Below are 13,210 nucleotides of genomic sequence, written 5' to 3' on the forward strand. Positions count from 1 at the left end.
AGATAAAGCACAACCCATTGGGTTGTGCTTTTTTAGATGCATAAACAACACGCTCAAGGCGTAAAAGAGTGCTGTTCTGGAGAACAGGAACTTCTCTGATAAGCCGATGGTACATCCTGAGAATCTAAAACCAATTCTCTAACACTTATCTTTGCTAATACAAACTCTATATCTCGTGCAGTTATCTTAGTATTAATTAATTGCAGATCTCAGTATACCCTTTCTAATATTCCTCCCCTCAGGACAGTAAAATAACCTAACTGGACAATAAACTGTCTACACTGGACAATAAATCCACCAATCTCGACAATAAATTAAAACAACTCGACAATAACACACATATTCTAGAAGTTTTGCTGGCATTTCAGATGAGTTTTTTATAAAACATATAGAAAAAGCAACTGTTTTTATGTTTAACTGCCTCTATTCAAGGTTATAGTTCTCTACAAGTAGAGGAATCCTCTACAATACTTAAAGGAGGGCGATCGTATGGCGCTAGCAAAAGAACTCCAAAAGTTAAAGGACCAAACTTCTGAAGATGGGTATTTAACCATTTACCTGCAAACTGATCAAACAAGTAATGATCAACAAAGGGGAGAGTGGAAGATCCGATTAAAGAATGGTCTTAAAAAAATAGAGGAATACATCGAAGTAGAAAATAAAGTGAACATAAAGCGATTTAAACAAGTTAAGAAAAGAGCAACTGACGCTATTTATGCAATTCAAACTCAATTACCGAAAAGTATTGTTATCTTTGCATCGCCACAAGGAAATTTTTTTATGAGAAAACTTGCAGTACCTGTAGAAAATCAGTTTTCTTGGGCAAAGGAACCAATGACTGAACAACTAGAAGAAATAAATAAGCGATACCCTAAAGAAGGAATTGTATTTCTTCAAAAGAAGATATGTATATGATTGAGACTAGTTTAGGCGAAGTTCTAATCGAAAGGTTTTATGACCTAGAAATTGAGAGTGAGGATTGGAAACAATATGAAGGTGTAGCTGCAAGTGAACGGATGGCAAGTAGAGCAAATCACCGTGACAAATTTGAGCGGCGTTTTGAAGCGAATCAGCAAAGAGTATTTAGAAGTATCGCAACTGAAATCGAGAAAGAAGCGAAAAGAAACAAATGGTCTACCATTTATCTCGTTGGTGAAGACCGGTTAATCTCTGAATTCGAGAAACAGCTGCAGTTTACATCAGTCGAAAAAATAAAGAAAAACTATAACGATCTCTCACCAAAGGAAATGGTCGGACAAGTCCTGGCCTCATAAAAAATTAATGAAATTCAATTCGATTAGGCACTAGAAAGGTCGCTCCTTTTTAGTGCCTTCAAATACATAATAAGTATAAAAAAATTTTTTAAAAAAAGAGTAAAATAATATAAGTTTATCTAATAATATAAGGTTAGCAACTAGATGAGCCTGGTTATACTAGTAACAAGTTATACATATTGCACTTTTCAAAAGAACCGCATATAATATTTATAAAGTCAAAGATAGTCAAAGTCAGAAGGATGAGGGGAGGGCGAAGTTTGAAAAATATATCTGACATCATTGAAGAGTATTTAAAGGCAACGATCCAAAACAGTGGAGATGATCCATTAGAAATTAAAAGAAGTGAAATTGCTAAAAAATTTCAATGCGTCCCTTCACAAATTAATTATGTAATCCAAACAAGGTTTACGCTAGAAAAAGGTTATCAAGTTGAAAGCAAAAGAGGTGGCGGAGGTTATATTCGAATAATAAAAGTGAGTCCACACGACCATCTAGATTTGTTTGATCAAATGTTACAGATCATTGGTCAAAAAATTGATCAGCATACTGCAGAAAATATAATTGTCAGGCTGTTTGATGAAGATGCAGTATCAAAAAGAGAAGCGAACCTAATGATTAGTGTGATGGACCGAACACTATATAACGCAAACATTAATCACCGTGATGAAGTGCGAGCAAATATCTTAAGTGCAATGCTACAGACATTAAAATATAAATAGGGGGGAGGAAAAAGCATGCTTTGTCAGGAATGTAATAAAAGGAAGGCAAGCTTCATTTTGCCAAAATCATTAATGGTGAAAAAACAGAATTTCATATATGTGAACAATGTGCAAAAGAAAAGGGAGAATACTTTCCTGGGTCAAATAGCTTTTCCATTCATCAGTTGCTATCAGGACTGTTGCATTTTGAACAACCATTGAAGACAGAGGCTCAAGAGGTCAAGCCTAGTTGTGACAAATGTGGAATGACGTATGAACAATTTACACAAGTAGGAAGGTTTGGTTGTGCTCATTGTTATAAAAGCTTTGAAGCAAAGCTAGAGCCTATCTTAAAAAGAGTTCATAGTGGCAATCACAAACATGCAGGGAAGCTTCCTGAAAGAATTGGTGGAGGAATACAGTTACAAAGGCAAATAGACTCACTAAAAACCGAATTAAAAGGCTTGATTGATCAAGAGGAATTTGAGAAAGCTGCTGAATTAAGGGATAAAATTCGGTTATTAGAAAAACAAAAGAATGAGCAGAAGGAGGGCTGAAACGATGTCACTCCAACAGTTTATCTCAGAAGCTATAAGTCCTTGGATGAAAAAAGATGGCCCAGATTCGGATATTGTGCTTAGTAGTCGAATAAGATTAGCTAGGAACCTTGAAGAATATAAATTTCCTTTATTAGCTTCAATGGAAGAATCTTATGCGACATCAAAACATATCGGTGAGGCGCTAACACAAGAGGAAATGGCCGAAATGGGCACTCTTGAGAATTTGCGAATTGATGATATGAAAACCAATGAAAAGCGAGTCCTTGTAGAAAAGCATCTAATAAGCCCTAATCTAGCTGACCAATCGAAACATGGTACGGTTTTACTCGATAAAGATGAAGCGATTAGCATTATGGTCAATGAGGAAGATCATATTCGAATTCAATGCTTGCTTCCTGGTTTTCAGTTAGGAAAAGGATTAGAGAAAGCCAACCAAATAGATGACTGGATTGAACAGCGGTTAACTTACGCGTTTGATGAAAAACGAGGGTATTTAACAAGCTGCCCAACAAATGTTGGAACAGGACTAAGAGCTTCGGTCATGATGCATTTGCCTGCCCTTGCAATGACCCAGCAATTAAACCGAATTTTACCTGCAATTAATCAATTAGGGTTAGTTGTTAGAGGAATTTATGGGGAAGGTAGCGAAGCTTTAGGTAATCTATTTCAAATCTCTAACCAACTTACATTAGGAAAATCAGAAGAAGATATCGTCGAAGATCTTCGTGGAGTCGTTCTTCAGCTTATTCAACAAGAACGCTCAGCAAGAGAAAATCTTCTAGATCAATCGAGGTTGCAGCTTGAGGATAGGGTACATCGCTCGTTTGGTATTTTGGCTCATAGTCGTATGATTGAATCAAAAGAAGCAACCCAACGTTTATCCAATGTTCGTTTGGGGATTGATTTAGGTTTGATTAAAGGGTTGTCAGGGAATATCTTAAATGAATTAATGATATTAACTCAGCCAGGGTTTCTTCAGCAGTATGCTGGTGAAGTATTATCACCTGAACAGCGGGATGAAAGAAGAGCAACATTGATCAGGGAAAGGTTAAAACTAGAGGAAGAAACGAACGAATAATCTTGGAGGTGGACGTCAATGATGTTTGGACGTTTTACAGAGCGCGCACAGAAAGTATTAGCATTAGCACAAGAAGAAGCAGTAAGATTGGGCCATAATAATATTGGAACAGAACATATTTTACTTGGTTTGATTCGTGAAGGGGAAGGAATTGCAGCTAAAGCTCTTCAAGCATTAGGCTTAGGCTCTGAAAAGATTCAAAAAGAAGTTGAGTCGCTAATTGGAAAAGGACAAGAAGGTTCAAAGACGATACACTATACTCCAAGAGCGAAAAAGGTTATTGAGCTTTCAATGGATGAAGCAAGAAAGCTAGGTCATTCTTACGTCGGAACAGAACATATTTTACTCGGTTTAATCCGCGAAGGGGAAGGAGTAGCCGCTCGTGTATTAAACAACCTAGGAGTAAGTTTAAATAAAGCACGCCAACAAGTCCTTCAATTACTTGGAAGCAATGAAGTAGGAAACTCTTCAGGACAAAGTACGGGAGCATCAAATGCCAACACACCAACACTTGATAGTTTGGCACGCGATTTAACAGCTGTAGCAAGAGAGGAATCATTGGATCCTGTTATCGGACGTAGCAAAGAAATTGAGAGAGTTATTCAAGTATTGAGCCGTCGTACGAAAAACAATCCTGTACTAATAGGGGAGCCAGGTGTTGGTAAAACAGCTATTGCTGAAGGGTTAGCACAGGCCATTATTGCAAATGAAGTTCCTGAAACGCTTCGTAATAAACGTGTTATGACACTTGATATGGGGACTGTTGTTGCTGGTACAAAATACCGCGGTGAATTTGAAGACCGTCTGAAAAAAGTCATGGATGAAATTCGCCAAGCGGGCAATGTCATTTTGTTCATTGATGAGCTTCATACATTAATTGGTGCTGGTGGGGCAGAAGGTGCAATTGATGCATCCAATATTTTAAAACCATCTTTAGCACGTGGAGAACTGCAATGTATCGGGGCGACAACTTTAGATGAGTACCGCAAATATATTGAAAAAGATGCAGCGCTAGAGCGTCGTTTCCAACCAATTCAAGTGAATGAGCCAACTCTTGGTGAGTCTGAGCAAATTTTAAAAGGATTGCGTGACCGCTATGAAGCACATCATCGTGTAACGATTACAGATGATGCCATTGAAGCGGCTGTTAAATTATCGGATCGTTACATTTCAGATCGTTTCTTACCAGATAAAGCCATTGATTTGATTGATGAAGCTGGTTCGAAGGTTCGTCTGAAATCATATACGGCTCCACCTAACTTGAAAGAGCTTGAGCAGCGCTTGGATGAAACACGTAAAGAAAAAGATGCCGCTGTTCAAAGCCAAGAGTTTGAAAAAGCAGCTTCCTTACGTGATTCAGAGCAACGTCTACGTGAAGAGTTAGAAGAAATGAAAAATGAGTGGAAGAAAAAGCAAGGTCAAGAAGATACGGAAGTAACAGCTGAAGACATCGCTCAAGTTGTTGCAAGCTGGACGGGAATTCCTGTATCGAAATTGGCTGAGGAAGAAACAGATCGTTTACTGAAGATGGAGTCTATTCTTCATGAACGTGTCATTGGTCAAGAAGAAGCGGTTAAATCAATCTCGAAAGCAGTCCGTCGTGCTCGTGCCGGTCTAAAAGACCCGAAACGTCCAATTGGATCGTTCATTTTCTTAGGGCCTACTGGTGTTGGTAAGACGGAACTAGCAAGAGCTGTTGCCGAAACACTATTTGGTGATGAAGACTCGGTTATTCGCATCGATATGTCAGAATACATGGAAAAGCATACGACTAGCCGACTAGTTGGTTCGCCTCCAGGATACGTTGGACATGATGATGGTGGGCAGTTGACAGAGAAAGTTCGTCGCAAGCCTTATTCCGTTATTTTGCTAGATGAGATTGAAAAAGCTCATCCAGAAGTATTCAATATTCTTCTGCAAGTGCTAGAGGATGGACGTTTAACAGATTCGAAAGGAAGAACCGTTGACTTCCGTAATACTGCCATCATCATGACGTCTAACGTTGGAGCGAGCGAGTTAAAACGTAGCAAGTTCTTAGGGTTTGCTACAGAAGGCGAAGGCCAAGAATACAAAGATATGAAAGGAAAAGTCATGGAGGAGTTAAAGCGCAGCTTCCGTCCAGAATTCCTAAACCGTATCGACGAGTTAATTGTATTCCACTCACTTGAGAAGAAGCATATTCGTGAAATTATTACGCTGATGGCAGCTCAATTGAAAACACGCTTATCTGAGCAAGGAATTGATTTTGAGCTTACAGAAGCGGCAAAAGATAAAATTACAGACCTCGGTTATGACCCTGAATACGGTGCACGTCCACTTCGTCGTGCGTTGCAAAAACAAGTAGAGGATCGTCTGTCTGAAGAATTGTTAAAAGGAACGATTTCAAAAGGCCAAAAAGCAATCATTGATGTAAAAGATGATGAGCTCTTTGTTCAAACAGCTGACAGTCTCGAAAATTTGCAAGTATAAATAAAAAGTTGGTGCATACATCGTAAGGTCATTTCTAAAGAAAAGCCGGGGGATAGTCATAATCCCCTGGCTTTTCACCATATAATAGGAGTAAGAACATACTTGGAAATGATCAAGACAGTGTGACATGATTTTTTTCTTTCTTCTCTGTTACAATAGAGGTAATAGGTAGAAGGGAGAAAACCAAAAATGGCAAAGAAGAAAACGAAGTTCGTCTGCCAAGAGTGTGGATATGAATCAGCAAAATGGATGGGAAAATGCCCGGGCTGCCAAAGTTGGAATACGATGATTGAGGAATTTGAGCAAAGTGCTAAGCAAGCTAGTCGCAGTTACGTGACATCAGCTGCAACAGGATCAAAGCCACAATCGATTGTCTCTGTAAAAAGTGAAACAGAGGCCAGAATCAGTACAACAATGACTGAACTCGATCGAGTTCTTGGTGGTGGAATTGTACCTGGTTCCCTCGTTCTTGTAGGAGGAGACCCCGGCATTGGAAAATCAACACTTTTGCTTCAGCTTTCTTCTAAGTTAGCAGAAACAAAGCAAAAGGTTTTATATATTTCTGGTGAAGAATCAGTGAAACAAACAAAATTGCGTTCCGACCGCTTAGGTGTATCATCGGAAGCATTATATGTGTTAGCGGAGACGGACATCACGTTTATAGAACGGGCCATTGATGAAGTGAATCCGACACTTGTGATAATTGATTCGATACAAACAGTCTATCAAGAAGATATTTCTTCGGCACCAGGAAGTGTTGCACAAGTACGTGAATGTACGGCTGCGTTTATGAGAATTGCTAAGACAAGGGGTATTGCAGTCTTTATCGTAGGTCATGTTACGAAGCAGGGCTCAATAGCTGGACCCAAATTACTCGAACATATGGTCGATTCGGTTTTGTATTTTGAAGGAGAACGGCATCATACGTATCGTATTTTACGTGCAGTAAAAAATCGCTTCGGTTCAACAAATGAAATGGGTATTTTTGAAATGAAAGAATTGGGGTTAGAAGAAGTACGTAACCCATCGGAGATTTTTTTAGAAGAACGCTCACAAGGAGCAGCTGGTTCCATTGTTGTTGCTTCAATGGAAGGAACAAGACCCGTTCTTGTTGAGTTACAAGCACTTATATCACCGACAAGCTTTGGAAATCCAAGACGAATGGCAACTGGAGTAGACCACAATCGTGTTTCGTTATTAATGGCCGTATTGGAAAAACGAGTAGGACTTCTTCTACAAAATCAGGACGCTTACCTTAATGTAGCGGGAGGAATTCGACTAGATGAACCCGCCATCGATTTAGCCATTGCGCTTAGTATTTCCTCGAGTTTTCGCAATCAAGTGACAAGTCCTACAGATGTCGCGATAGGAGAAGTAGGACTAACCGGAGAAATTCGGCGAGTGTCACGAATTGATCAAAGAGTGAATGAAGCAGCTAAGTTGGGGTTTAAGAGAGCGATCATTCCGGAGAAGAACCTAGGTGGTTGGACATATCCAAAAGGGATTGAAGTCATAGGTGTTCCAACGTTAGAAAGGGCATTAGAGGTCGGTTTAGGAGGGTAAGAAATGAACGAAGGAAAAAAGCGACAAGCTTTTATCCAGAATGTACTGAAATTAGTCGCTCCCGGAACGGCTTTACGGGCAGGTATAGACAATGTATTACGCGCAAAAACAGGTGGTTTAATCGTAATAGGGTATGACAATGCGATGGTTCCTATTGTAGATGGTGGCTTTTTTATTAACTGTGATTTTTCGCCGGCCTATTTATATGAGTTAGCAAAAATGGACGGTGCCATCATCTTAAGTGAGGATGGTAAGCGTATCTTATATGCCAATACGCAGTTAGTTCCAAACAACGGAATCACTTCGAATGAAACAGGAATTCGTCACAGAACAGCCGAACGTGTTGCCAAGCAAACGGGCAACTTGGTAATCTCAATCTCACAGAGACGTCATGTGATTACCTTATATCAAGGAGATCATCGTTATTCTTTAAAAGACATTGGTGTTATTTTGACGAAAGCCAATCAAGCTATTCAGACACTTGAAAAGTACAAAGTCGTATTAGATCAAGGCATCACCAACCTAGGTGCACTTGAATTTGAACAACTCGTGACCTTGCAAGAAGTGACTCAAGTCATTCATCGAGTGCAGATGGTTCTTCGAATTAAGCGTGAGATCCTGAATTATATTAATGAGCTAGGCAATGAAGGAAGACTCATTACTATGCAGTTAAATGAACTGGTTGCCTATACAGAAAAAGAAGCCATTTATTTGCTGAAAGATTATATGAAAAATGATAATCAAAATCCAAAGGAAATTTTGAAGGAATTAACGAAGTTTCAAACGGAGGAATTGTTTGACGAACAAGAAATAATCAAAGCACTTGGTTATCATAAAAGTATTAACATCCAGGAGCAGGCTGTATCACCGAGAGGATACCGTGTTTTGCACCGAATCCCAAGACTACCGACAACGATCATTGAAAACTTGATAGAGAAATATGGAAACTTAACGAACATTATGTTTGCTACGATTAACGACTTGGATGAGGTAGAAGGAATAGGAGAGCCTAGAGCGAAAATGATAAAAGATGGCCTTAATCGAATCCAAGAACAGTTGTTCGTTGACCGACATATATAGTATAGGTACGGACTTTTTTGGCACAAGACGGATAGTTTTCTGAATTGACAAAAAATTTAACGTTTGTTACGTTGTAAGAAGTACGGAAGAAAGTTGAGAATTTGTGTGAAATGCAGTTTGATAGGTTTCAAAAGCAGAAACTTGTCTATAATAATAAAAGGAGGTGAATATGGATGCTAAAGCGAATTGTACAGCTTTTCTTCGTTCTAATTGGAGGCACATTAGGTTTTATCTTCATACCAGAACTAATCCATATATTAAATTTCGGCGAAGTCCCAGCTTGGGTTATGAGTCCTTATGCAGGTGCAGGGATTGGTGCTATTATTTTATTTTTTGCAACATTTTGGCTTGCCGATTATATTGTTAATCTTATGAAGCTTTTAGAGGAGGCAATAGTACGGGCTCCTGTAACAGATGTGTTATTTGGTACGATGGGGTTAATTGTTGGTTTAATCGTTGCTTATTTAATAGGGATACCGTTAAACGCCATCAATATTCCAATTGTTAGTACGTTTCTTCCTATTTTTGTTACGATTTTTGTTGGTTACTTTGGCTTTCAAATTGGGTTTAAGAAACGAGATGAACTTATTAATTTTTTTACATTAACAAGGAATCTGGGTAAGAAAAAAGAGGAAGAGCCTGAAGCGTCTACAAGAAACCAATTGAAAATATTAGATACGAGTGTCATCATAGATGGCCGTATAGCCGATATTTGCAAAACAGGCTTTTTAGAAGGAACGCTTGTTATCCCTGGGTTTGTGTTGGAAGAGTTGCAACATATTGCCGATTCATCAGATGTGTTAAAACGGAATCGTGGCAGACGCGGTCTTGATATTTTAAATAAAATTCAAAAAGAGCTCCCAATTGGAGTTGAGATTTATGAAGGTGACTTTGAAGACATTGCAGAAGTAGATTCAAAATTAGTTAAATTAGCCAAGGTTACTTCTGGGATGGTTGTAACGAATGATTTTAATTTAAATAAAGTTTGTGAATTGCAAGGAGTTTCCGTGTTAAATATTAATGATTTGGCTAATGCGGTTAAACCGGTGGTGTTACCAGGTGAAGAACTAAAAGTTCAAGTCATTAAAGATGGAAAAGAGCAGCATCAAGGAGTCGCCTATTTAGATGATGGAACGATGATCGTCGTAGAGGGTGGTCGTGATTATATAGGCAAGCATATCGATGTTGTAGTGACGAGTGTTCTTCAAACAAGTGCGGGGCGTATGATTTTCGCCAAGCCTAAGCTACTTGAAAAAGCTTTGTAATCTCTTGATGATTTCTATTCACGCAAACGATATAAAAGAGTTCTAGCGCTATACTTCATGTTTCTTGAGGGTAGCGCTTTTCCTTTATACCATTGTGTACAAGCTTACAACAAACATATGCATTTTAATGGGAGAACATGCTAAAATAAATAACGGTTTTTACTTTTTGTTAATTTGTAGATCTGTTTATAAAATAGGAGAGAATAAAATGGAGTATTGTGTTGTTCTTCCCGCTGCTGGACAAGGGAAAAGGATGAGAGCAGGCAAGAATAAACAGTTCCTTGAATTAAGAGGGGAACCATTAATTGTACATACAATTCGTCAATTTGAGTTAGATCCTTGGTGTAAACAAGTCATTCTAGTTGCAAACGGGCAAGAAATTCAAGCAATGAAAGAATTGGCAAAAACATTTCAATTATCCAAAGTTACGAGCGTTGTGGAAGGTGGAGAGGAAAGGCAGTACAGTGTCAAAAATGGCATTGATTCCTTGAAGGACGACTCGATTGTTCTTGTTCATGATGGAGCGAGGCCTTTTATTACCATTGATGTGATTCATCGACTCGTTGAAAAAGCAAAAGAAATAGGTGCTGTTACTGTTGCTGTTCCAGTGAAAGACACGATCAAAAAAGTGACTTCCCAAAAAGTAGTCAAAACGTTAAACCGCGAAGAGCTATGGTCGATTCAAACCCCTCAAGCTTTTAAATTAGCAGTCATAAAAGAGGCCCATCAAAAAGCGGAAGAAGCTAAAATGTTAGGAACTGACGATGCGAGCTTAGTGGAATGGAATGGACATGTTGTGGGGATCGTTGAGGGAGAGTACCAAAACATTAAAATAACAACACCAGATGATATGCTCTTTGCAGAAGCGATTTTAAAAGAAAGAGAGATGAGAAAAGATGATGAGAATAGGACAAGGCTTTGATGTTCATCAGTTAGTGGAAGGAAGACCATTGATTCTTGGTGGAATTACGATCCCGTATGAGAAGGGGTTGCTCGGTCATTCAGATGCTGATGTTCTCTTGCATACAATTGCAGATGCAGCTCTAGGGGCAATAGGGGAAGGAGATATTGGAAAGCATTTTCCCGATACGGATGAAGCGTTTAAAGATGCCGATTCAGCCAAATTACTTACACATGTATGGGAGCTTGTTAAATCAAAAGGGTTTAAGTTAGGAAATATTGATTGTACTATCATTGCTCAAAAACCAAAAATGGCCCCACATATTGAAACGATGCGTGCGAGAATTGCTGAACTGCTAGAAGCGGAAGTTGGCCAGGTCAATGTTAAGGCAACAACAACTGAGAAATTAGGTTTCACTGGAAGAGGAGAAGGAATTGCTTCACAAGCTGTGATTCTGTTAACTCCACTCTCATAATTGCTGCTGAAGTTGACGAAAGTAATGATATAGTAGTATACGTAAGGAATGGAATACATAGTATTGATAGAAATGGAAGGTGTTATAAATGGGAAGTGACGTTCGTGTTCGATTTGCTCCTAGTCCAACAGGGCATTTACATATAGGTGGTGCTCGTTCTGCGCTATTTAACTATTTGTTTGCAAAAAGTCAAGGTGGGAAATTTATTTTACGTATTGAAGATACCGATCAGGCTAGAAATGTTGATCAAGCGAAAGAAAAACTATTAGATAGTTTGAAGTGGCTTGGGATGGAATGGGATGAAAGCATAGATGTAGGTGGGGAATACGGCCCATATAGCTGTATGGAGAGAGTTGGGCTTTACAAAGAATTTCTAGATCAACTTTTAGAAGATGGAAAAGCGTATTATTGCTACATGACAGAAGAAGAGCTTGAGGCAGAGCGTGAAGAGCAAAAGGCACGTGGAGAAACTCCCAAGTATAGTGGTCGTGACCGTGACTTAACGGAGGAACAGCGTAAAGCTTACGAAGAAAAAGGATTGAAGCCGGTTGTACGTTTTCGAGTACCAGAAGGAAAGGATATCTCTATCCAAGATGCCGTTCGTGGTGACGTAACATTCGAATCAGATGGAATCGGGGATTTTGTCATTGCCCGTAAAGATGGCATTCCGATGTATAACTTTGCTGTTGTAGTGGATGATCATTTAATGAAAATTTCGCATGTTATTCGCGGAGAAGAACATTTATCGAATACGCCAAGACAAGTTTTATTGTATGAGGCGTTTGGCTGGGATGTTCCAAAGTTTGCGCATGCTTCGTTAATTTTAAACCCAGATCGTCAAAAGATGAGCAAACGAGATGAATCAATCATTCAATTCGTAGAACAATACAAAGATCTTGGTTACATGCCAGAAGCATTAGTGAACTTTTTAGCTTTATTAGGTTGGTCGCCGGTCGGAGAAGAAGAGTTGTTCTCCATGAAAGAGTTGGGAGAACAGTTTACGTTAGAGCGTGTCTCAAAAGCGCCTGCTGTTTTTGATACGGAGAAGCTAGCTTGGATGAATAACCAGTACATCAAAGATGCTGATCTCGACAAGGTCGTAGAACTCGCTTTGCCACATTTAGTGAAAGCAGGTAGGATTCCGGCAGATGTGTCAGGTGAGCAAAGAGATTGGGCGAAACGTTTAATTGGGTTGTACCAAGAGCAATTGCAATATGGTGCTGAAATTGTTGAGTTGTCAGAACTTTTCTTTAAGGAAGAAATTGAGTATAATGAGGAAGCGAAACAAGTTTTAGCTGAAGAGCAAGTTCCTGAAGTACTAGCGCAGTTTGTAAAAGAAATACAAGCAGTAGAAGCGTTCACAGCAGAAAATGTAAAAGCGGCGATGAAAGCTACTCAAAAAGCAACGGGTCACAAGGGTAAGAAGTTATTCATGCCGATTCGAGTAGCGACAACGGGTCAGACACATGGTCGTGATTTACCAGACTCACTTGAGTTACTTGGAAAAGATGTTGTCAAAGCGCGCGTTGAGAGCTTATTAAGTGAATAAAGAAAACGTGTAGAGAGGGAAAAGTAAGAGCAAGTCATTCCTTGCAGAGAGAACCATCATGGGCTGAGAGTGGTTTAGGAATGTTGCTTTGAACATGCACCCTTGAGTCTCTTTTTGAACTTTGTACAGTAGGAAAGAGCGAGTGGCTTCGTTAAAAGCCATAAAGTGGAGAAGCGATTGCCTTCTCTAAGCAGAGTGGAACCGCGCAAAAAAGCGCCTCTGTGCATCATAGCACAGAGGCGCTTTTTTTGTTTAGGAGTAATTGTAGCAGGTTCTTTATAGAGGGGAGACTTGA

General features: G+C 39.3%; 12 protein-coding genes and 1 other annotated feature. All 12 genes read left to right on the plus strand.

The features are described 5' to 3' along the window. The first annotated feature begins 489 nt into the window (after window positions 1-489). Window positions 490-915: a hypothetical protein gene (locus JCM9140_RS08915; RefSeq protein ID WP_034745146.1), complete on the plus strand. Its 426-nt coding sequence runs from the start codon at window positions 490-492 to the stop codon at window positions 913-915. Then, a complete protein-coding gene (locus JCM9140_RS08920; protein WP_034745148.1) occupies window positions 912-1,274 on the plus strand; it encodes a VLRF1 family aeRF1-type release factor in 363 nt (120 codons plus the stop codon). Before JCM9140_RS08915 ends, JCM9140_RS08920 begins: the two co-directional genes overlap by 4 nt. Before the next feature lie 260 nt (window positions 1,275-1,534). After that, a complete protein-coding gene (locus JCM9140_RS08925; protein ID WP_034745150.1) occupies window positions 1,535-1,996 on the plus strand; it encodes a CtsR family transcriptional regulator in 462 nt (153 codons plus the stop codon). Between the two features lie 95 nt (window positions 1,997-2,091). Further along, the gene (locus tag JCM9140_RS08930; protein WP_500778504.1) at window positions 2,092-2,532 is read left to right on the plus strand and encodes a UvrB/UvrC motif-containing protein; all 441 of its coding nucleotides are present in this window, start codon (window positions 2,092-2,094) and stop codon (window positions 2,530-2,532) included. A gap of 4 nt (window positions 2,533-2,536) precedes the next feature. Further along, complete coding sequence (gene mcsB, locus JCM9140_RS08935) at window positions 2,537-3,613, plus strand: protein-arginine kinase McsB (protein ID WP_034745152.1); 1,077 nt, start codon at window positions 2,537-2,539, stop codon at window positions 3,611-3,613. Between the two features lie 18 nt (window positions 3,614-3,631). Beyond that, entirely contained in the window at window positions 3,632-6,082 is a 2,451-nt protein-coding gene (gene clpC / locus JCM9140_RS08940) for an ATP-dependent protease ATP-binding subunit ClpC (RefSeq protein WP_034745154.1), read from the plus strand. Window positions 6,083-6,271: 189 nt separating this feature from the next. After that, on the plus strand, window positions 6,272-7,645 hold the full coding sequence (radA, locus tag JCM9140_RS08945) for a DNA repair protein RadA (protein WP_034745156.1): 1,374 nt from the start codon (window positions 6,272-6,274) through the stop codon (window positions 7,643-7,645). 3 nt (window positions 7,646-7,648) lie between these two features. Continuing rightward, complete coding sequence (gene disA / locus JCM9140_RS08950; protein ID WP_034745158.1) at window positions 7,649-8,725, plus strand: DNA integrity scanning diadenylate cyclase DisA; 1,077 nt, start codon at window positions 7,649-7,651, stop codon at window positions 8,723-8,725. A 173-nt stretch (window positions 8,726-8,898) separates the two neighbouring features. Beyond that, window positions 8,899-9,990 (plus strand): PIN/TRAM domain-containing protein, encoded by a 1,092-nt coding sequence (locus JCM9140_RS08955; protein ID WP_034745160.1) that lies wholly within the window; start codon window positions 8,899-8,901, stop codon window positions 9,988-9,990. Window positions 9,991-10,198: 208 nt separating this feature from the next. Continuing rightward, entirely contained in the window at window positions 10,199-10,912 is a 714-nt protein-coding gene (gene ispD, locus JCM9140_RS08960; protein ID WP_034745163.1) for a 2-C-methyl-D-erythritol 4-phosphate cytidylyltransferase, read from the plus strand. Then, window positions 10,887-11,366: a 2-C-methyl-D-erythritol 2,4-cyclodiphosphate synthase gene (gene ispF / locus JCM9140_RS08965; protein ID WP_034745165.1), complete on the plus strand. Its 480-nt coding sequence runs from the start codon at window positions 10,887-10,889 to the stop codon at window positions 11,364-11,366. The genes ispD and ispF overlap by 26 nt, the downstream gene beginning before the upstream one ends. Before the next feature lie 88 nt (window positions 11,367-11,454). Next, entirely contained in the window at window positions 11,455-12,915 is a 1,461-nt protein-coding gene (gene gltX / locus JCM9140_RS08970; protein WP_034745167.1) for a glutamate--tRNA ligase, read from the plus strand. A gap of 1 nt (window position 12,916) precedes the next feature. After that, window positions 12,917-13,139 (plus strand) — a binding site (T-box leader). The last annotated feature ends 71 nt before the right edge of the window (window positions 13,140-13,210 follow it).

This window comes from Halalkalibacter wakoensis JCM 9140 (assembly GCF_000513095.1).
Classification (GTDB): domain Bacteria; phylum Bacillota; class Bacilli; order Bacillales; family Bacillaceae_D; genus Halalkalibacter; species Halalkalibacter wakoensis.